Source organism: Sinorhizobium terangae (assembly GCF_029714365.1).
In the GTDB taxonomy this organism is placed as follows: Bacteria; Pseudomonadota; Alphaproteobacteria; order Rhizobiales; family Rhizobiaceae; genus Sinorhizobium; species Sinorhizobium terangae.
Window position 1 is genome coordinate 3,702,082 of sequence record NZ_CP121659.1, and the last position, 20,354, is coordinate 3,722,435.

Consider the following 20,354-nt stretch of genomic DNA (forward strand, 5'->3'; position numbering starts at 1 on the left):
CCACGGAAAGAGCGGAAGCTGCAAGTGATTGTATCGCTCTTTCCAGCCTTCGCCGACCGGGACCGTCTAGAGGGCGGCGAACAATCTCTGCCTTGTCGCCTCGTCGACGAAGGCGGCCTCGATCGCCGTTCTCGTCATCCCGTTTATCTCGCTGTCCTCGAAACCCATGACCGTCGACACGATGTCGTATTCCTGCGCCAGCGACGTGTGGAAGAAGGGCGGATCGTCGGAGTTGAGCGTGACGCGCACACCGGCTGTGTACAACGCCTTGAGAGGATGCGATGCGAAGTCCGGGAAGACCTGTAGCGAAACGTTGGAGCCGGGGCAGACTTCAAGAACGACGCCTTCGTCCGCCAGCCGTTTCACAAGGTCTTCGTCCTCGATCGCCCGCACGCCGTGGCTGATCCGCGTTGGCCGCACGTGATCCAATGCATCGCGCACGCTGAAAGCGCCGGAAAGTTCGCCGGCGTGGATCGTCAGCCCGAGGTCCGCGTCGCGGACGATATCGAAGGCGCGGGAAAATTCGGCGACGCTGTGCATCCGTTCCTCGCCTGCCAGATTGAAGCCGGTAACGAGGGGATGCCGCAACCTGGCTGCATATTCAGCGGTCCTGATCACGGCCTCCGGTCCGAGGTGGCGGATACCGGTGATCAGCATGCGTGATTCGATGCCGGTCTTCGCCTTGGCCGCATCCATGCCGGCAGCAAGGCCTTCGATGTACGCGTCCGCGCCGAGGCCGACCGTATTGCCATGGTCCGGAGAAACGATGATCTCGCTGTAGATCGTGCCCGCTTCGGCGAGCTCGGTCAGATAGGCCTCAGCCAGAAGCGCGTAGTCGCCTTCAGTTCGAAACAGCGACGCGACGCTGTCGTAGCACTTCAGGAAACTGGTGAAATCGTCCCAAACATAGGCCTTGTCGCGGATGATCGCGCTGGTATCGACCCCGTATTTCCTTGCCTGCCTCAGCGCGAGCTCCGGCGGCGTCGCGCCCTCGATGTGGCAATGCAGTTCGGCTTTCTTCAGATGAAGGGTCAAATGAGGCTTCTCCCATGCGGGCCCGGCGCGATGCCAAGGTGCCTGGCAACCGTCTCGCCGATATGCGCGAATGTGGTTGCGACGCCGAAGGAGCGGCTGCGCAACGAGGGACCAAACATCAGCACCGGCACACGCTCGCGCGTGTGGTCGGTTCCCCGCCATGTCGGATCGCAACCATGATCGGCGGTCAGGATGACGATATCGCCCGGCTTGAGGCGCCGGTCGAGGTCGGGTAGGCGCTGGTCGAAAGCTTCGAGTGCGGCGGCGTATCCCGGCACATCACGGCGATGACCATAGAGCATGTCGAAATCAACGAAGTTGGTGAAAACGAGATCGCCGTCCTCGGCCTCGTCGATCGCCGCGAGGCTGGCATCGAAGAGCGCCATGTTGCCATTGGCTTTGGTGAGCTTCGTCACGCCCTGATGGGCGAAGATATCGCCGATCTTGCCGACGGCATGTACCTTGCGTCCGGCCTCCTTCAGGCGGTCGAGAACCGTCGGCTCCGGTGGCAGCACCGAGTAATCGCGGCGGTTGCCGGTGCGCGTGAAGTTCTGCGCATTATCGCCGACGAACGGGCGGGCGATGACGCGGCCGATATTGTAATCGTCCACGAGCCGGCGGACCACCTGACAAAGTTCAAGCAACCGATCGAGCCCGAAGCTCTGCTCGTGCGCGGCGATCTGGAAGACGGAATCGGACGAGGTGTAACAGATCGGTTTTCCGCTCTGCCTATGCTCCTCGCCGAACCGGGCGATGATTTCGGTGCCGGAGGCATGGCAGTTGCCGAGGATGCCGGGAATATCGCCCTCGCGGCAGATCGCCTTGACGAGCTCGTCGGGAAAGGCGTCTCCCTCCGCAGGGAAATAGCCCCAGTCGAACATCACCGGCGTGCCGGCAATTTCCCAATGGCCCGATGGCGTGTCCTTGCCGCGCGAGGTTTCGCTGGCGGCGCCATAGACGCCATAGACCCGCTCCGGCAGCGGCATGCCGGCGGGCAGGCGCCCGGTTGCAAGCTTCGCCGCGTGCATCAGCCCGAGCGCGGACATGTTCGGCAATTGCAGCGGCCCTTCGCGCAGCCCCGCGCGATCACCGGCGCCGGCCGCGCAGAACTCGGCGATATGCCCGAGCGTATCGGCCCCAAGGTCGCCAAAGGCGTCGGCATCCGGCGCGCCGCCGATGCCGAAGGAATCGAGTACGAAAAGGAATGCACGCGCCATGAGACACCCGGTTATCCGGAGCGCGTCAGGAAGAGCCGCGATCCGGTGTTGCTTGCCGCGCGGGGAGCGGTCCGCGCAATCCGGGAGGAATAGCGCGGGGAAGCGCGCATTGCAATTGACGCCGTGAAGCGGTCGTCAGCAGTCCGTGCATTTGATCGTGTCGCCAAAGCGCTGGCGATAATATGACGTCTTGGAGAGATCGATCGTCTTCAACGTGCTGTCTTCGAGCCCCGGGGCAAAGAGCAGGAGGTCGTGTGGCACGACAAGCTCCGTGCGTACGACGAAGGCGTTCACGGCGTCGAGTTCGGCCGGGACGGTGGCGGTCGAGCCGACGGTATAGGGCGTTGCGCCGTTCTGGTCCCGCGACCAGACGACCTTCCCGCTGGTGGTGCCGGTGACCTGTATGCCGGTGATCTTCAGCGAATAGCCCGTGCTGTCGTACGGCGCCGTGATGCTCAGGGCAACATACTTCATGTTGTCCAGCAGCGCTTTGTTGACGTCGGTCTGCCGGGAGACGATGTCGGCAACGGCGCTCGATGCGCGCGCGACCTTGCGGGCCACAGTGAAACCAAGAGAAATCTCGAAGGCGCCGATGTAGAGCATGAGTAACAATGGCGCGATGATGGCAAACTCCACCGCACCGACGCCGCGCCGGTCCCGAGCAAGCGCCGTCAGCGACCCCGAGATGCCCCGCGCAAACGAAAATGCAGGCGAGCGTCTCATGGCGACCTCAGTAATTTTCGTTGCGGAAGGTCGCAGTTGCGACCATTAGGAAATCCCGGGGCATGCTGCTGCCTGCAGGGCGGAGATTCGTGACATAGGGCCGGACAAGGTCGGTTATCACTTCCCAACGATAGTAGGCGCGCACCATCGTGAACGCTCCGGCCCCTCCCGGCGTGAACTGAAAGCCGCTCGTGTCCAGATCGGAGGACGAGGAGGAACCAATCCTTGGAACCGCGGTCGGAAACTGCGTGAGATCCGTGATATTTCGAACATCGAGATAGAGCTTGTTGGGCTCGTTTACTTCGGTCGCCGAGCAGGGCATCAGGATCGCGATCTCGTCGCAAAAGGCCTGGCGGAACTGCTCTTTCGTCTTGAAGCCGGGCTTGCTGCTGTCCTCGAAGGTAATCTCCCCGGTGCGGATTTTCCGTGCCAGCGTGTCCGTCGCGTTGGCGAGCAGTTGCTCGCCCGCAAAGGCGACGAAGGTTTCGATCGATGCGAAGACAATCACAAAGAAGGGAAGAGCCAGGAGCGCGAACTCTATCGCCGTCGCGCCCTTTCGATCGCCGAAAAAGCGCCGAAGCAGGCCGCGGAGCGCACAGTTCCGCAGAGATGATGTCTTTCGCTCAGTCGCCATTGCGCCGTTCCGTCATGCACGTCCGATCCGTCAAAAATAAATGCGGATCGTTGAATTTTCGTTTGCGATGACCGGAAGAATTTTAGCGATCTTGAATTCTTTTCAGGTGTGTCAGTTGGCGCCTGCAGCCGATGCCTGGCGCTCGGCGTGGCGCTCGCAGTTGGGCGTGCAGGAAAGGACCGTGCGCGAAGTCTGCTTGTAGACACGCACTGTATTGCCTTCGTCGATCGACACCAGAATGCGTTCATCGACGATGGCGTTTCCGTCCTGGTCAAGGATTACGAGATTGGTCGTGCCGAAGTTACGCCCCGTCAGCACAATCGTCTTCGAATCCGCGACCGTCGCATCGGCGACTTCCGAATTACCAATGATCACCTTGCTGACCGGCCGGTCGAGCTTCAGTACGCGCGCGTGATCCATATACACGCGCATCATCTGTTCCTGCGCATGCGTGGCGAACGGCGCGAACATGCCGACGAGCGCTGCGCCGAATGTGAGCCTGGCGATCCACTTGTGCGGGAGGAACGTGTCCATGGTGCTTCCTGCTGAGATGTCCGGCGCATCTTCGCCTCTTTTGGTGAATGAACCGTTACCCGGATGCGCGGCAATTTAAGGCATCCCTTTCTTGCACATTTACCCAAGAAAGCGGGATGGCCGCTTAACTTCACGGTAACTGGTTTCCTTAAGCCGATGGCAATTCGCCCCTTGTAGCGTCCTTTCATCCGATCAACGGCAACAGTTGGCGGAAGTGCTGAACAACAAACACGTGAAGTAGGAGAATCACCATGAAGACCATTTTCGCTCGCCTTATGAAGGACGAGTCCGGTGCGACGGCAATCGAATACGGCCTGATCGCAGCCCTGATCTCTGTCGCCCTGATCACCGGCGCAACGTCGCTTGGCGGCACGCTGAACACGCTTTTTGTCGATCTCGGCAACAAGATGACCACGGCTGAAGGCAAGTTCTAAGTCGCAGCCGCTGCGAATGCCGAGAGACACCTCGTCTCGAATGACGCCACGTCAACGGCAGACAGTTGGTGGAAGTGCTGAACAACAAGTGAACCAGGAGAAAATCACTATGAAGACGATTTTCGCTCGCCTGCTGAAGGACGAAACCGGTGCGACTGCCATCGAATACGGCTTGATCGCAGCTCTGATCTCGGTTGCCCTGATCACCGGCGCGACGTCGCTTGGCGGAACGCTGAACACACTCTTTGTCGATCTTGGTAACAAGATGACCACGGCTGAAAGCGCGTTCTAAAACGTGGCAATCAGTTCCAAATGAGGAGAGCCGCTTCCGCTGAAGCGGCTCTCCTCTTTAGGAAGGACGCGCTATCGTAGCCGCGCCGCCGATGGTGAATGACATAACACCGGTAGATGACGTCATGATAATTGCCTGTATTTTGGTCATTTTTCCGCTCTGCCTTACCCTTGCGGCTTTCACCGATCTTCTCACGATGACAATTCCGAACCGGGTGTCGGTCATCCTGCTAGGCGCGTTCATTGTCGTCGCACCCTTCGCCGGGCTCGACATTGGACAGATCGGCCTTCACGTCTTGGCGGCTATCGCTGTTTTTGCTGTCTGCTTCTGCCTGTTCGCGCTTAACGTCATGGGCGGAGGTGACGCCAAGCTCCTGACCGCAAGCGCCATTTGGTTCGGCCTCAACGTCTCGCTCGTCGCGTTCCTTGTTTACGTATCCATTTTTGGCGGCATCCTGACGCTCGCCGTTCTGTTCCTGCGCAAGCAGGAGAACACGATCCTCGCCAGCGGCATCCCGGTACCGGCCCTGCTTCTGACTGCCAAGAAGATCCCGTACGGCGTTGCCATCGCGCTTGGTGGCTTTGCGGCCTATCCCTCATCGCCACTGATGCAGGCTGCATTCGCGCAGCTTTCATAAATGCTCGCCCGCAGCTGGTGAGGCCGATCCACGCAAGCATTCGTTAACCACGTCCGTATCGGGCTCGTTAACCATAATTACACCAATTCCTGATCAATCTGGCCCAGGGGCATTCTTGGGGCTTGGGGACGATCATGAAACCGGTGCGCATCATCATTCTGGCGGTAGCCGTGACCTCGGCTGCCATGGCCGGGCTGCTCGCGATGAAGCTGACCCGTGGTCCCGCGCCGCAAACAGCCGAGCCGGTCATCGAGCAGGCGCCGACAGTCAATGTGCTGGTCGCCAGCAAGAGCCTGCCGGTCGGCTCGCGACTTGGAGCCGACGCGATCCATTGGATGGCCTGGCCGAAAGACGGCATCGTCGAAGGACTGATTACCGAGGAAAACCGTCCGGGTGCAATCGAAGACCTTTCAGGCGCCGTCGTGCGTCTGCCGATCTTTACCGGCGAGCCGGTTCGCCAGGAAAAAATCGCCGATTCCTCGAGCCGCATCATGTCGTCGCTGTTGCCTGCGGGAAAGCGGGCGGTTGCGACAGAAATCACCGTTGCCACGGGCGCGGGCGGCTTCATCCTGCCGAACGACCGCGTCGACGTCATCATGGTGCGCAAGTCCGAGAACGACGGCGTCTATCTGACCGAGACGGTGCTGAGCAACGTCCGGGTACTGGCGATCGATCAGCAGGTCGAAGAGAAGGACGACGGCTCGAAATCGGTGGTCGGTACCACCGCGACGCTGGAACTGACGCCCGATCAATCCAAGGTCATGACGGTTGCACAGCAGATGGCCGAGCGCATTTCGCTGGCGCTTCGCAGCGTCGCCGATGCGCAGGAGGCCGATACCAACGCTGCAGACTATCTTTTGAGCGGTGACGGCCAGCCGAGCATTCAGCTCATCAAATCGGGCTCCATCGTCAAAAGCGACGGTGCCACTGGCCAGAACGAGAAATGAAGATCGAGCGGGGCGCAAGGTGAAGCGGAACGGAAACATATTTCGGACGTCGATCGCAGCGGGTCTGTCGTTCTGCCTGACGTTCTCGGGCATGGCACTGCCGGTCGTGCCTGCGGCCGAGGCGGCCGCATCGTCGGTCGTAAGAATCGCAAACAGCGGTCCGGGCGTCAAAAAAACAATCAGCCTCGGCCTCAACAAGGCCGTCGTCGTCGATCTCCCAACGGATGCCCACGACATCCTGGTCGCCGATCCGTCGCTCGCCGATGCGGTCACCCGCACCTCCCGGCGCATCTATTTGTTCGGCAAGGCCGTCGGTCAGACGAATATTTTCGTCTTCGGGCCGAACGGCGAGGAAATCGTCAGTCTTGAGATTGCGGTCGAGCGTGATGTCGCCGGCCTCGAAGCGAATCTCCGCCGCTTCATTCCGGATGCGGACATCAACGTCGAAATCGTTTCGGACAACGTCGTCCTCACCGGCACCGTCCGCACGCCGCTCGACTCCACCAAGGCAGTCGATTTAGCGCAGGCCTTCCTCAAAGGCGGTGAGGCGACGACGCGCAACATCACCGCACAGGGAAACAACGGCGACGCGGATATCTTCGCCGAAGACCGGCAAACCTCCCAGATCGTCAATTTGCTGACGATCGAGGGTGACGACCAGGTGACGTTGAAGGTGACCGTCGCCGAAGTCAGCAGGCAGGTGCTGAAGCAACTCGGCTTCAACGGCAGCGTCGGGGACGGCGAGAGCGGTATCGGTTTCCGCAATCCTGCCAACCTTGGTGACGCTATCAGTGTGGGGGCCAATGCCCTCATCAAGGGATCGATCGGTCCAACGACCATTTCGAGCTACATCAACGCCATGGAACAGGCAGGCGTCATGCGGACGCTTGCCGAGCCCAGTCTGACCGCTATTTCCGGGCAGGAGGCCAAGTTCTATGTCGGCGGAGAATTCCGCCTGTCGGGTGTGCAGGAAGTAAAGAAGGATGACGCAACGGGCGAACCGACGGTTACGCGCGAGGTGAACGATGTCGAATATGGAATTCGATTGAACTTCAAACCCGTCGTTCTCGGTCCCGGTCGCATAAGCCTGGCGATCGAGACGGATGTGTCCGAGCCGACCTATGAGGGCTCGGTCGTGACGGGCAACGGCGCAAACGCCATACCCGGCAATACTTTCCTTGGCATCCGCCGGCGCGAGGCTTCGACGAGCGTCGAACTGCCCTCCGGCGGCTCCATCGTCATCGCCGGTCTGGTCCAGGACAATATTCGCCAGGCGATGTCGGGCCTGCCGGGCGCTGCTAAAATCCCGATCCTCGGCACGCTGTTCCGCAGCAAGGATTTCCAGCGCAACGAGACGGAGCTCGTCATCATCGCGACGCCCTATCTGGTGCGTCCGGTCGCCCGCAGCGCGATTTCGCGTCCCGACGATAATTTCAATCCGGCCAACGATCTCGACAGCTTCTTCCTCGGCCGCGTCAACCGGATCTACGGACGTCCGGAGGCGCCGGCGCCTGTCGGTCGCTATCACGGCAATGTCGGCTTCATCTACAAATAGGTCGGGTCATGAACAAGCGAAACGCAACGCAGAACAGTCCCGAAAGGCAGACCCGGATGTTCCTCGACCGAAGCCGTCTTCCCATGCTCGCGCTCGCCATTGCCGCCGGGCTGCTTGCGGGCTGCGGCACCAAGGACAAGCTCGCGACCGGCGCGCTCCCCGACGATTATCGCACACGGCACCCGATCGTCATCGCCGAGGCCGAGCAGACCATCGACATTCCCGTCGCATCCGGCGATACGCGGCTCTCCCAGGGTACGCGCGACGTCGTCCGCGGGTTTGCCGCGGAATACCGCAATGTGTCGACCGGCGTCATCCAGATCGTGCTGCCGCGCGGATCGGCCAATAGCCATGCCGCCCAAGTCGTCCGCAGGGATATCCGCCGTCAGTTGGCAGCGGTCGGGATACCGGCGAAAAGAGTGATCGAAACCGGATATGAAGCTGGTGCAACCGGCGATGCGGCGCCCATTCGCCTGAGCTATGTCGCGATCGCCGCGCAGACCGCACCCTGCGGCGAGTGGCCGGAGGATCTGACGCTCAACACGCTCCAAAACCGCAACTACTACAACTTCGGTTGCGCCACGCAGTCCAATCTCGCCGCCCAGATATCCAATCCGACGGATCTCATTGGCCCGCGCCAGATGTCGCCGATCGATGCCGAGCAGCGTGGCGAAGTAATCAACTCCTGGCGTGGCACGGACACCGACAACGGCGGCACGACAATCATCTTCAATTGACGGGGCCCGGGGAAAAGCGATGAGCGCCATTGAATACAGCATCGACAGCGGCGGAGCGGCGGACTTTTCCGCCGACGCGGCGCGCCCGGGCGACCTCGACCAGTTGAGGCCGCTGCCGCGCATTTCGATTCATGCGTTCTGCGAGAGCGAGACGGTGCAGCGGCTCATGGAGCGTTGCGGCCAGGATCGCCGCATGGCGAAGGTCAGCCTTCGGATCACCGGCGGCAGCATCGCCGCCGCCGCAAACATGTTCGCCAGCGTATCGACCCCGAACCTGATCATCCTGGAAGCCGGCACCGAACCGCGCTCGTTGCTTGCCGAGCTCGCGCCCTTGGCGGAAGTTTGCGATCCGAGCACCAAGGTGATCATTATCGGCCGCCACAACGACATCGCGCTCTATCGTGATCTGATCCGCCACGGCATTTCAGAATACATGGTTGCCCCGGTGTCGATGGCGGATGTCCTGACGGCGGTTTCGGCGATCTTCGTCGACCCCGAGGCCGAGCCTCTGGGTCGCAGCCTTGCCTTCATCGGCGCGAAGGGCGGCTGCGGCTCGTCGATCATCGCCCACAATTGCGCCTGGGGCATTTCCAATCTGTTTTCGACGGAGACCATCCTCGCCGATCTCGACCTGCCATATGGCACGGCGAACATCGATTTCGACCAGGATCCGCCGCAGGGCATTTCGGAAGCGGTGTTTGCACCGGACAGACTGGACGAGGTCTTCCTCGACCGCCTTCTGACGAAATGTTCCGAGCATTTGTCCCTGCTTGCCGCGCCTTCAATGCTCGATCGCGCTTACGATTTCGAGGCAGGCGCCTTCCATCCGATCCTCGAAATTCTGCAGCGCAGCGCGCCTGTCTCGGTCCTTGACGTGCCGCATATCTGGTCCGATTGGACACGCTCGGTTCTGGCCGAGGCCGACGAAGTGGTCGTCACGGCCGTTCCGGACCTCGCCAGCCTCAGAAACACCAAGAACCTCTTCGACGCGCTGAAGAAAATCCGTCCGAACGACAAGGCGCCACACCTCATCCTCAACCAGGTGGGCATGCCGAAGCGGCCGGAAATCGCACCGAACGAGTTCTGCGAGTCGCTCGAGCTAGAAGCCGCCGCCATCATCCCCTTCGATGCGGTTCTTTTCGGCAACGCCTCCAACAGCGGACGCATGATCGCGGAAATCGACAAGAAATCTCCGGTCGCAGAGACCTTCTCGCAGATGGCGCATCTCCTGACCGGGCGCGCGACGATCAAGAAGGCACGCAAGGGGGGACTCGGCAAGGTGCTGGCCCGGCTCCGCGGGCGGTAGGCAATGAAGCAACCGGATTGAAGTGATGTTTGGCAAACGCGGAAATGAAGGTTTTGGCAAGGCTGGTGTAACGAGCCCCGTGGTTCCGCCGCCCATGCCGGCCGCACAGCCGATTGCTGTGGAGCGACCGGTGGCGCCGGTTATCGCCGAAGCCGTTGTCGCCCCGGTCCGTCCGCAACCGGCGGCTCCGCCGGCGCGCCGGCGCGCGACCAGGGACGAAGACTATTACGACACCAAATCGCAGGTCTTTTCTGCGCTGATCGACACGATCGACCTCTCGCAGCTCTCAAAGCTCGACACCGAGAGCGCGCGCGAAGAAATTCGCGATATCGTCAACGATATCATCACCATCAAGAATTTCGCGATGTCGATCGCCGAGCAGGAGGAACTGCTCGACGACATCTGCAACGACGTACTCGGATATGGGCCGCTGGAGCCGCTGCTTGCGCGCGACGATATCGCCGACATTATGGTCAATGGCGCTGGCCAGACCTTCATCGAAGTCGGCGGCAAGGTGCAGGAATCGGAAATCCGCTTTCGCGACAACGCGCAATTGCTATCGATCTGCCAGCGCATCGTGAGCCAGGTGGGCCGCCGCGTCGACGAATCGAGCCCGATCTGCGACGCGCGCCTGCCCGACGGATCGCGCGTCAACGTTATCGCCCCACCTTTGGCGATCGATGGCACGGCGCTGACGATCCGCAAGTTCAAGAAAGACAAGCTGACGCTCGAACAATTGGTGCGCTTCGGATCGATCACGCCGGAGGGCGCTGTCCTCCTGCAGATTATCGGCCGCGTCCGCTGCAACATCGTCATTTCCGGCGGTACCGGTTCGGGCAAGACGACGCTGCTCAATTGTCTCACGCGCTACATCGACAGCGACGAGCGGGTCATCACCTGCGAGGATTCGGCTGAACTGCAGCTGCAGCAACCGCATGTGGTGCGCCTCGAAACCCGCCCGCCGAACATCGAGGGCGAGGGCGAGATCACCATGCGCGACCTGATCAAGAACTGCCTGCGCATGCGCCCCGAGCGCATTATCGTCGGCGAAGTGCGCGGACCAGAGGTCTTCGACTTGCTTCAGGCGATGAACACCGGTCACGACGGTTCGATGGGCACGATCCACGCCAACACGCCGCGCGAGTGCCTGAGCCGCATGGAATCGATGATTGCCATGGGCGGCTATACGCTGCCGGCCAAGACGGTTCGGGAAATCATCGCGGGCTCGATCGACGTTATCATCCAGGCTTCGCGCCTGCGCGACGGATCCCGCCGGATCACGCACATCACCGAAGTGGTCGGCATGGAAGGCGACGTGATCATCACGCAGGACCTGATGCGCTACGAGATGGACGGCGAGGACGCCAACGGCCGGATCATCGGCCGGCACGTTTCAACCGGCATCGGCCGGCCGCATTTCTGGGACCGCGCGCGCTATTTCAACGAGGACAAGCGGCTCGCCGCGACGCTCGACGCGATGGAAAAGAACTAGAGCAATTCCAGGAAAAGCGTGTAGCGGTTTTCCGTCTGGAATCGCTTAATTTCAAAGAGTTAGATCATTTCACTGTTTTAAGGAAACAATGAAATGATCTAGAGCGGGACAGGCGAAGAAGGACTTCGCATCGCCCCGCTAGAGCAAAGGAACAGGTTCGACGATGTTCGGCATAGACATCACCGTTCTGGCATTGGCTGGCCTCGTCGCGGTCGCGGCGGCTGGACTCGCCTACGGTGTGCTCTTCTCGCGCATCGAGAGCGAGAAGAAGGCCGAAGGCCGCTTCCGCCGGGTCAGCGCTGCAGAGACGGACCGGACCAAGATCAAGGCGGCACGCGATCGCGTCACCGAGATGTCGAAACGGCGCAAATCCGTCCAGGATTCGCTGAAGGAGCTCGAAAAGAAGCAGCAGGAAAAGTCGGCGAAGGCCGCTCCGTCGATGAAGATGCGCTTGGCGCAGGCCAACCTCTCGATGTCGGTGCCGCAGTTTTATGTGTTCAGTGCCATTTTTGGCCTGTTTGCCTTTCTGTTGACATTCGTCGCCAGCGGCAAATTGCTGATTGCCGTCGGCGTCGCGCTGATCGCCGCTGCCGGCTTGCCGCGCTGGATCGTCGGCTTCATGATCAAGCGGCGCTGCAAGAAGTTCCTGGACGAGTTCCCGAATGCACTCGATGTCATGGTGCGCTCGATCAAGTCCGGTCTGCCGCTGAACGACGCGCTGAGGCTGATTGCCAGCGACGGACAGGAGCCGGTCAAGACGGAATTCCGTCGGGTCGTGGATTCCCAGCAGGTGGGCCTCACTGTGCCGGAAGCCTGCGGTCGCATGATCCAGAGCATTCCCCTCCCGGAGGTGAATTTCTTTGCGATCGTGATCGCCATTCAGGCACAGGCGGGCGGCAACCTTTCGGAAGCGCTCGGCAATCTCTCCAAGGTCCTGCGCGAGCGCAAGAAGATGAAGGCGAAGGTGAATGCCTTGTCCATGGAGGCCAAGGCATCCGCCTGCATCATCGGCGCGCTGCCTGTCATCGTTGCGACGCTCGTCTATCTTACGTCGCCCGAATACATGTTGGTCCTCTTCACCGACCCGCGCGGCCACCTCATCATGGGGGTATCCGCCGTCTGGATGAGCATAGGCATCTTCGTGATGCGCAACATGATCAATTTCGACATTTGAGGATGCTTCGGTGGATGCCTGGGTAAAAACGCTGACAGATCCGAACATCGTCATTGCCGTCCTGGTCTCGATGGCGGTGCTGGCGACGTTTTATTCGCTTGTGGTTCCCTTCTTCGAGCAAGGCGATCTGACGAAGCGGATGAAAGCGGTGGCGACCGAACGCGAACAGATTCGCGCCCGCGAGCGCGTACGCCTGAACGCCGAGGCTGCCAGCGGCAAGGCGAGCCTCAGGGCGCAGAACAACACCTCGGTGCGGCAGATCGTCGAGCGGCTGAACCTGAAGCAGGCGCTGGTGGATGACAACACGGTCAACCGCCTGAAGACGGCAGGCTATCGATCACAGAACGCGCTCAATACCTTTCTCTTTGCCCGCTTCTGCCTGCCTTTCCTGTTTCTGATCATTGCCGTCGTCTACATCTTCGTGCTGGGGAATTTTGCCGACAAACCATTGATGCTCAGGCTGCTCTTCGCCGTGGGCTTCGCCTATCTCGGTTTCTACGCGCCGAATATCTTCATCGCCAATGCCGTCTCCAAGCGCCAGCACTCGATCCGCCGTGCCTGGCCCGACGCGCTGGACCTTCTGCTGATCTGCGTCGAATCGGGCGTCTCCATGGAACTGGCCATGCGTCGCGTTGCCGACGAGATCGCGGCGCAATCGCCGCCGCTCGCCGAAGAGCTGGTGCTGACGACCGCCGAGCTTTCGTTCCTGCCGGATCGGCGCGTCGCACTCGAAAATCTCGGCCTGCGCACCGGCATCGAGGATGTAAAGTCGGTGACCCAGGCGCTGATCCAGGCCGATCGTTACGGCACCCCCGTGGCGCAGGCCCTGCGCGTGCTGGCGCAGGAAAGCCGTGACCAGCGCATGAATGCGGCGGAAAAGAAGGCAGCGGCACTGCCGCCGAAGCTCACCGTCCCGATGATCCTCTTCTTCCTGCCGGTCCTCGTCGCCGTCATTTTGGGCCCGGCGGGGATACAGGTTGCGGACAAGTTTTAGGGCGCGTCGGTTTCATGACATCGCCGTAACGCCTTGGGAGGCTTGCGCATGGATCCGCGGGTCAAGCCCAAGGATGACGGTGGGAAGTGGCCGCGAGGCGTGAAAAGACCGCGCTAATTGGTATTCCCGTCGTCCGCCTTGGCGAGCTGCTTCCAGGCGCCCTGCTGTGACAGCATGGATCTCAGATAGGCGACGTTCGCTTCGGCTTGCTCTGCTGTCAATTCCTGCCGGGCGATCGCTTCGGCTTCCTGGAAGCGCCCTTGGAGGCCGACAGCGAGCGCGAGGTTCTGCCGCACGCTGCTGTCGGCGCCGGGCTGATCGGCGGCCGATTTGAGATAGGTCTCGGCGGTCTTCAGATCCTTTGTCAGCAGATAGGACATGCCGAGATTGGAGAGCACGGAGGGCTCGTTGGGGCGAAGATCGAGGGCCTCGCGGTACCTGAGGCGCGCTTCCGACGACCGGCCGAGCTGGTCGAGGACGGCACCCTCCGCGGATTTCAGCTTCCAATCCGGACGGTCCGGCGTTTGCGCCCGGCTGATCGTCGCCAATGCCTGTTCGAGCTGACCGGCTGCTGCCTGCGCCTTGCCGTAGGCACCCAGAACCTCGCGGTCCGAAGGATGGTTGATCGCCACCTGCTGCATGACGGCAAGTGCCTGCTCGTTGCGGCCGGTCATGCGCAACAGGTTGGCGTAGTTGAGGCCCGCCTCGCGATCCTTGGGATTGCGCTCATAGGCCTGTCCTATGCTCTCTGCCGCCTGCGACAGTTCGGTTGCGTTCATCGACTGCACGGGTTTCGAGAGCGTCGGGATCGAGCCGGTGGTGAGCTCCTTCTTCTGTTGGCCGGCGCAGCCGACAAGCGACAGCGCGACAAGCGCGACGGCTGTACCCTGAACGAGACGAGGGAGTAGGGAAGTGGCTTCAGCGGTCATGAGTGGTGCCCCCAGCATGCGTTCGCACCGGAACTCCCAACATCAGCGGCGCAACTTTCACTCCAGCAATAATCTGTTAACCCTAACGGAGCGTTAATCGCGCAATCCGTTTCTGTCAGTCGAGGACTTCCATGGCTCCCTATCAGTTCATCGAGCGGCCGTCGCCGTTCAACACCAGCACCGGCAAGACGCTGCCGATCTTCGCGGTGACGCCGGCGCATATCGAAACGGGGAGCATCGATCCGATTGCGCTCGACTGGGCGAAAAAGGCGGGGTTCAAGGCGGAATCCGGTGCCGTTCTTCTCATTCCGTCGTCCGACGGTCATCTCGGCGGCGCGCTGTTCGGCCTCGGCGCCAATCCCTCGGAAGCCCCGTTCCTGACGGGCAAGCTCGCCCGCGCGCTGCCTGCCGGCAAGTGGCATATCGAAACGGCGCCGTTGACCGCCAACCGCCTGGCTCTCGGCTACGGCCTCGGTTCCTATCGCTTCGAGCGCTACAAGTCCGCCAAGGCGGAGGCGCCGACACTGCTCATCCCTGCCGACGCCGATGCGACCGATATCAAGCGGCAACTCGCCGGGGTCTTTCTGGCGCGCGACCTCATCAACACGCCGACCAACGACATGGGGCCGGAGGCGCTGGAAGCAGCCTTCCGGGCGCTTGCCAGCCACTACAAGGCCGACGTCTCGGTGATATCGGGCGAGGCGCTCCTGGCGCAGAATTTCCCGCTGGTCCACACGGTCGGCCGGGCCAGCGCCGAGGCGCCGCGGCTTCTCGAGATGCGTTGGGGCAAGAAGGGTCACCGGCGCGTGACGCTTGTCGGCAAGGGCGTCTGCTTCGACACCGGGGGGCTCGACATCAAGCCGGCCTCCTCGATGCTGCTCATGAAGAAGGACATGGGCGGTGCCGCCAACGTCATGGGCCTCGCGCTGATGATCATGGACGCCAAGCTGAAGGTCGATCTGCGCGTCATCGTTCCCGTGGTCGAAAACTCGATTTCGTCAAACGCCTTCCGTCCGGGCGACATCTACCGGAGCCGAAAGGGCCTGACGGTGCAGATCGACAATACCGACGCCGAGGGCCGGCTGATTCTCGCCGATGCGCTCGCCTATGCCGACGAGGAGCAGACCGACCTCATCATCGACATGGCGACGCTGACGGGCGCTGCCCGCGTGGCGCTCGGTCCCGATCTGCCGCCGTTCTTCACCGACGATGCCACGCTTGCCAATGATCTCGCCGAGGCAAGCCTTGCGGTCGATGATCCGATGTGGCGGATGCCGCTCCATATGGGCTACGACAAGGATGTCTCCGCCCGCATCGCCGATCTCACCAACGCACCCGCGGGCGGCATGGCCGGATCGATCACGGCGGCACTCTTCCTCAAGCGCTTCGTGACGAGCGCGAAGAGCTGGGTGCACTTCGACATTTTCGGCTGGGCACAGGCCGAGCGCCCCCATTCCCCCATCGGCGGCGAGGCACAGGCGATCCGGGCGCTTTATCATCATATCGGCCGCATCGCAGGGTAGCCTCTCATCAGTCTCTGCCCCTCGTCCCGCTGCCGCAACCTTCTCTCCATCAAAATGGGAGAAGGTTGCGGCAGGCGGATGAGGGCCCCCACAATCACGCGACAAAAGAAACGCTTGCGTAACGATCGAACGGCTATTTTCCCGGAACGTGGTTTAAGCAGGAGTTTCCCTTGCCGGTCGAGCTTACGCCCTCCCAAGCTTTGGGGCTTTGGCATTCGGTGACGCTTGAACAGGTCCGGGTCGATAGCCGCGACCTGACGCTGCGTCAGATGGCGATCCTCTTGCAGGTCTATCTCGTTCCGCCGCCGCACACGGTCAGAGGCCTTGCCGCGACGCTCGGTGTGACGAAGCCGGTTATCACCCGCGCGCTCGATACCATGGGCGCGCTCGGCCTCGTCGACCGGGTACGCGACGAGCGCGACCGCCGCAACGTTGTCATCAAACGGACGGTCGAAGGTGCACTTTATCTTGAAAAGTTCGGCGATCTGATCATCAATCAGGGTCGAACATTGTCCTTGTGAGTCTGCCCATGTCGCAATTGCCTGACCGCCGCCTCAATGCCTATCGTGAGGATCTTGCAGAGGAGCGACTGCGCGGCGTTGTCGAAGCGCCGCGCTATGTCGAAGGCACGCCCGCGACCATCTCCGTTTCCGTGACCCCGCTGCGGAGAAGGCCCGATCTCGCGTGCGGGACCGACACCGAATTGCTTTACGGGGAGACCGCGCGTGTGTTGGACGTTGCGGGCGGCTGGGCATGGGTCAAGGCCGATCTCGACGGCTATGTCGGCTATGTGCCCGAGGCAGCGCTGAGTTCTTCAAATGCGCCGGCGACCCACTTCGTTGCGGTGCCGCGTACATTCGTCTATCGCGGCGCCGATCTGCGCTTTCCACAGGCCTTCGCCCTTTCCATGGGGAGCCGCGTGCATGTTGTCGGCGAAACCGAAACCCGCGGGACGCGATACTTCCTCTTGGACGGCGGATTGGCCGTCATCGCCGATCATTGCGTCCCGGCCAACGAGGCACTCGCGGGCGACTATGTGAGTGTGGCGACACGCTTTCTCGAAACCCCTTATCTCTGGGGCGGCCGGTCCGGCTTCGGCATCGATTGCTCCGGCCTCGTGCAGCTATCGATGCAGATGGTGGGAAGTGATGCGCCGCGCGACTCCGACATGCAGGCGCGTGGGCTTGGCCGCGCTATCAGCCGCGAGGAGCTCCTTCGCGGTGACCTTGTCTTCTGGAAGGGCCATGTGGCGATCATGGAGGACGAGAAGACGCTGGTTCACGCCAACGGCCATACCATGACGGTCGCCCGCGAGGGACTGGAAGACGCTATCCGCCGCATTGGCTGGCTTTACGACCAGCCGACCGGCTACCGCCGGCCGTAGAGCGGGACCGTCGGGTGTTTTTGACAACTTGGTTGCCCCTCATCCGCCTACCGGCACCTTCTCCCCGAAGGCGGGGAGAAGGGCGATGCCGCACTCCCTCGGCTTCCTCTGTCGGCGTGGCGAGCAGGGACAAGTCCCTTCGCCCCGCTTGCGGGGAATGGCTAGGATGAGGGGCAATCCGCAGCGTCAAACCCTCGCTGCGCCCTATCAGTAGCCGGCTAATCTATCGACGACATGCTCGAGCGGCAGGCCGCGTTCGAACCGGGCGATCTGCTCTTCGACATGGGCAAAGAGTGCCCTGACGTCGGAGGAGGCGGCGACATGCGGTGTCACATAGACGTTGGGCATGGTCCAGAAGCGGCTGTCCGGTGAGAGGGGCTCCTCCTCGAAGACGTCGAGCGACGCCGCCGCAAGCACGCCGGAATCGAGGCATTCCAGGATATCGGCCTCCACCTGGCTGCCGCCGCGTCCGGCATTGATGAACACCGGGGCGCCAAGCGGCCCCTTACGGCTGAGTTTTGCGAACAGGTCGGCGTTGAAGATGCCTTTGGTTTCCGCTGTCAGCGGCAGCAGGCCGACGAGAAAGTCCGTGCGGGCAAGGAAGGCGTCGAGGTCGGCGGCGCCGTAGGTGTCCATGCCCTCCATCGCCCGCTTCGTCCGCGACCAGCCGACGACCTTGAACCCCATCACCGCGAGCTTGCGGGCCGCGTCCTGGCCAAGCACGCCCATGCCCATGATGCCGACGGTGACATCGGCAGCCTCCGGCTGGATGAGGTCTCGCCATTCCCGCTTCCGGGCCAGGGCCTCGTAGACGCGATGCTGGCGCAGGTGCAGGAGGCACTGCATCGTCACCCATTCGCTCATGCGTGTGGTCAATGTCCGGTCGACGAAGCGCACGAGCGGGACGTTCGGCAAGCCCGGCAGCGTCAGGACGTGGTCGACGCCAGCGCCGCCGGAAAACACCACCTTCAGGTCGGGCGCGCGCGAAAAGAGATCGGGCGCCGATTTCCAGACCACCGCGTAGTCGATACCGGAGAGATCCCGATCCCTTTGCGCCGGATCCGCGCGATTGATCACTTCGCGATCGGGAAACGCGCCATCGAGAGCGGCCTCTACTTCCTCAGGAATGAATTTCAGGTCGACGATGACGGGACTCTTGGCGGGCATTCTCAGAACTCTATTGACGTATGGCGGAAAGATTGACGGCTTCGAGATTGAAGGCGGCAGCCATCAAAGCCTTGGTGTAGTCTTCGCCCGGTGCCTCGAAGATGCGCTCGGCCGGTCCCTGTTCGACCACCTTGCCGAGCCGCATGACGATCATCTCGTTGGCAAGCGCGCGCACGACCTTGAGATCGTGGCTGATGAACAGGTAGGCGAGATTGTGCTTGCGCTGGAGATCGCGCAGCAGGTCGACCACCTGTGCCTGAACGCTCATGTCGAGCGCCGATGTCGGCTCGTCGAGCATGACGAATTGCGGCTTCAGCACCATGGCGCGGGCAATTGCGATGCGCTGTCGCTGGCCGCCGGAAAATTCGTGCGGATAGCGCCAGCGGGTCGCCGGATCGAGCCCGACCTCCTGAAGGGCGGCCGCGACGCGCGCGTCGCGTTCCTCGCCGGAAAGGGCGTTTTCGTGGATCTTCAGTCCTTCGCCGATGATGTCGGCGATCGACATGCGCGGGCTCAGCGAACCATAGGGATCCTGGAAGACCACCTGCATCCGGTTTCTGAGCGGCCGCATTTCGCTGAAGCTGTAGGCGTCGATGTCCTTACCGACAAAGGCGATGCGCCCCTTGGACGAGATGAGGCGCGTCAGCGCGAGACCCAGCGTCGTCTTGCCCGAGCCGGACTCGCCGACGACGCCGAGCGTCTGGCCGGCGCGAAGCGTCAGGTCGACGCCGTCCACGGCTTTGACATGATCGACGACACGGCGCATGAAGCCTGCCTTGATCGGGAACCAGACCTTCACGTCCCTGGCCTCGATGACGATCGGCTTCGAGGCGTCAGAGGGCGGAGGCTCGCCCTTGGGCTCGGAGGCGAGCAGATGCCGCGTATAGGCGTGCTGCGGGTTGGCGAATATTTCCGCCGTCGGGCCGGTCTCGACGATCTTGCCCTTGGTCATGACGCAGACCCGGTCGGCGATCTTGCGGACGATCACGAGGTCATGGGTGATGAAGAGCATGGACATGCCGTGCTCATGCTTGAGCGACTTCAGAAGTTCCAGGATCTGCGCCTGCACGGTCACGTCGAGCGCCGTCGTCGGCTCGTCGGCGATCAGGAGTTCCGGCCGGTTGGCGAGCGCCATGGCGATCATGACGCGCTGGCGCTGGCCGCCGGAAAGCTGGTGCGGATAAGCGCCGAGGCGCTTTTCCGCTTCGCGGATGCCCACCTGGTTCAGGAGCTCCAGCGTCTTCGCCCGCGCGGCGGCGCCCTTGATGCCCTGGTGCAGATCGAGGATCTCGCCGATCTGCTGCTCGATCGTGTGCAGCGGGTTCAGCGACGTCATCGGCTCCTGGAAGATCATCGTGATGTCGTTGCCGCGGACATGCCTCAGTTCCGCGTCGCTCGCCTTCAGGAGATCCTTGCCGTTGAAGAAGATCTCGCCGCTCGGGTGGCTTGCGGCCGGGTAGGGCAGCAGCTTCAGGATCGAATTTGCCGACACCGACTTGCCCGAGCCCGATTCGCCGACGAGTGCGACCGTCTCGCCGCGCTTGATGTCGAAGGAAATATGATCGACCGCGACCGATGTCTCGCCGCCCTGATGGAAGGCGACGGAGAGATCGCGCACGGAAAGGAGGGGCTCTGTCATC

The 20,354-nt window shown here is 62.0% G+C and carries 21 protein-coding genes; 13 read left to right on the forward strand and 8 right to left on the reverse strand.

Annotation, left to right across the window (positions count from 1 at the left end; translation table 11 throughout):
- Positions 1-66: 66 nt before the first annotated feature.
- From QA637_RS17385 to QA637_RS17405, 5 genes are all read right to left on the reverse strand, one after another.
- On the reverse strand, positions 67-1,035 hold the full coding sequence (locus QA637_RS17385) for an adenosine deaminase (protein WP_283062488.1): 969 nt from the start codon (positions 1,033-1,035) through the stop codon (positions 67-69).
- Positions 1,032-2,252 carry a phosphopentomutase gene (locus QA637_RS17390; RefSeq protein ID WP_283062490.1) on the reverse strand — a complete coding sequence of 407 codons (1,221 nt, stop codon included), beginning with the start codon at positions 2,250-2,252 and terminating at the stop codon, positions 1,032-1,034. Before QA637_RS17390 ends, QA637_RS17385 begins: the two co-directional genes overlap by 4 nt.
- 135 nt (positions 2,253-2,387) lie before the next feature.
- Positions 2,388-2,975, reverse strand: coding sequence for a TadE/TadG family type IV pilus assembly protein (locus QA637_RS17395; protein WP_153441123.1), 588 nt, complete (start codon positions 2,973-2,975; stop codon positions 2,388-2,390).
- Positions 2,976-2,982: 7 nt separating this feature from the next.
- On the reverse strand, positions 2,983-3,609 hold the full coding sequence (locus tag QA637_RS17400; RefSeq protein ID WP_283062491.1) for a TadE/TadG family type IV pilus assembly protein: 627 nt from the start codon (positions 3,607-3,609) through the stop codon (positions 2,983-2,985).
- 111 nt (positions 3,610-3,720) lie between these two features.
- Entirely contained in the window at positions 3,721-4,080 is a 360-nt protein-coding gene (locus QA637_RS17405; protein ID WP_234886989.1) for a pilus assembly protein N-terminal domain-containing protein, read from the reverse strand.
- A 314-nt stretch (positions 4,081-4,394) separates the two neighbouring features.
- Here QA637_RS17405 and QA637_RS17410 point away from each other — a divergent pair, with 314 nt between their 5' ends.
- The 10 genes from QA637_RS17410 (at position 4,395) to QA637_RS17455 (ending at position 13,711) form a co-directional block, all read left to right on the forward strand.
- Positions 4,395-4,577 (forward strand): Flp family type IVb pilin, encoded by a 183-nt coding sequence (locus tag QA637_RS17410; protein ID WP_153441126.1) that lies wholly within the window; start codon positions 4,395-4,397, stop codon positions 4,575-4,577.
- 109 nt (positions 4,578-4,686) lie between these two features.
- Entirely contained in the window at positions 4,687-4,869 is a 183-nt protein-coding gene (locus QA637_RS17415; protein ID WP_153441127.1) for a Flp family type IVb pilin, read from the forward strand.
- A 124-nt stretch (positions 4,870-4,993) separates the two neighbouring features.
- On the forward strand, positions 4,994-5,506 hold the full coding sequence (locus tag QA637_RS17420; RefSeq protein WP_283062493.1) for an A24 family peptidase: 513 nt from the start codon (positions 4,994-4,996) through the stop codon (positions 5,504-5,506).
- A 134-nt stretch (positions 5,507-5,640) separates the two neighbouring features.
- Complete coding sequence (cpaB, locus tag QA637_RS17425; protein ID WP_283062495.1) at positions 5,641-6,453, forward strand: Flp pilus assembly protein CpaB; 813 nt, start codon at positions 5,641-5,643, stop codon at positions 6,451-6,453.
- A gap of 91 nt (positions 6,454-6,544) precedes the next feature.
- Positions 6,545-8,008 (forward strand): type II and III secretion system protein family protein, encoded by a 1,464-nt coding sequence (locus QA637_RS17430; RefSeq protein ID WP_234886990.1) that lies wholly within the window; start codon positions 6,545-6,547, stop codon positions 8,006-8,008.
- Positions 8,009-8,064: 56 nt separating this feature from the next.
- On the forward strand, positions 8,065-8,745 hold the full coding sequence (locus tag QA637_RS17435; protein WP_283064994.1) for a CpaD family pilus assembly protein: 681 nt from the start codon (positions 8,065-8,067) through the stop codon (positions 8,743-8,745).
- Between the two features lie 19 nt (positions 8,746-8,764).
- Positions 8,765-10,051 carry a CpaE/TadZ family protein gene (locus QA637_RS17440; RefSeq protein WP_283062497.1) on the forward strand — a complete coding sequence of 429 codons (1,287 nt, stop codon included), beginning with the start codon at positions 8,765-8,767 and terminating at the stop codon, positions 10,049-10,051.
- 25 nt (positions 10,052-10,076) lie between these two features.
- On the forward strand, positions 10,077-11,543 hold the full coding sequence (locus QA637_RS17445; protein ID WP_167528320.1) for a TadA family conjugal transfer-associated ATPase: 1,467 nt from the start codon (positions 10,077-10,079) through the stop codon (positions 11,541-11,543).
- 163 nt (positions 11,544-11,706) lie between these two features.
- The gene (locus tag QA637_RS17450) at positions 11,707-12,717 is read left to right on the forward strand and encodes a type II secretion system F family protein (RefSeq protein ID WP_283062499.1); all 1,011 of its coding nucleotides are present in this window, start codon (positions 11,707-11,709) and stop codon (positions 12,715-12,717) included.
- Between the two features lie 70 nt (positions 12,718-12,787).
- Positions 12,788-13,711 carry a type II secretion system F family protein gene (locus tag QA637_RS17455; protein ID WP_428843135.1) on the forward strand — a complete coding sequence of 308 codons (924 nt, stop codon included), beginning with the start codon at positions 12,788-12,790 and terminating at the stop codon, positions 13,709-13,711.
- 113 nt (positions 13,712-13,824) lie between these two features.
- Here the strand turns inward: QA637_RS17455 and QA637_RS17460 are convergent, their stop codons facing one another.
- The gene (locus tag QA637_RS17460) at positions 13,825-14,640 is read right to left on the reverse strand and encodes a tetratricopeptide repeat protein (protein ID WP_283062503.1); all 816 of its coding nucleotides are present in this window, start codon (positions 14,638-14,640) and stop codon (positions 13,825-13,827) included.
- 131 nt (positions 14,641-14,771) lie between these two features.
- Between QA637_RS17460 and QA637_RS17465 the strand changes: the two genes are divergently transcribed.
- From QA637_RS17465 to QA637_RS17475, 3 genes are all read left to right on the forward strand, one after another.
- Complete coding sequence (locus QA637_RS17465; RefSeq protein ID WP_283062505.1) at positions 14,772-16,163, forward strand: leucyl aminopeptidase family protein; 1,392 nt, start codon at positions 14,772-14,774, stop codon at positions 16,161-16,163.
- Positions 16,164-16,333: 170 nt separating this feature from the next.
- Positions 16,334-16,684: a MarR family transcriptional regulator gene (locus tag QA637_RS17470; protein WP_283062507.1), complete on the forward strand. Its 351-nt coding sequence runs from the start codon at positions 16,334-16,336 to the stop codon at positions 16,682-16,684.
- An 8-nt stretch (positions 16,685-16,692) separates the two neighbouring features.
- Positions 16,693-17,547: a C40 family peptidase gene (locus tag QA637_RS17475; RefSeq protein WP_283062509.1), complete on the forward strand. Its 855-nt coding sequence runs from the start codon at positions 16,693-16,695 to the stop codon at positions 17,545-17,547.
- Positions 17,548-17,754: 207 nt separating this feature from the next.
- Here the strand turns inward: QA637_RS17475 and QA637_RS17480 are convergent, their stop codons facing one another.
- Entirely contained in the window at positions 17,755-18,714 is a 960-nt protein-coding gene (locus QA637_RS17480; RefSeq protein ID WP_283062511.1) for a 2-hydroxyacid dehydrogenase, read from the reverse strand.
- Positions 18,715-18,724: 10 nt separating this feature from the next.
- Entirely contained in the window at positions 18,725-20,353 is a 1,629-nt protein-coding gene (locus QA637_RS17485) for an ABC transporter ATP-binding protein (protein WP_283062513.1), read from the reverse strand.
- Position 20,354 lies beyond the last annotated feature (1 nt).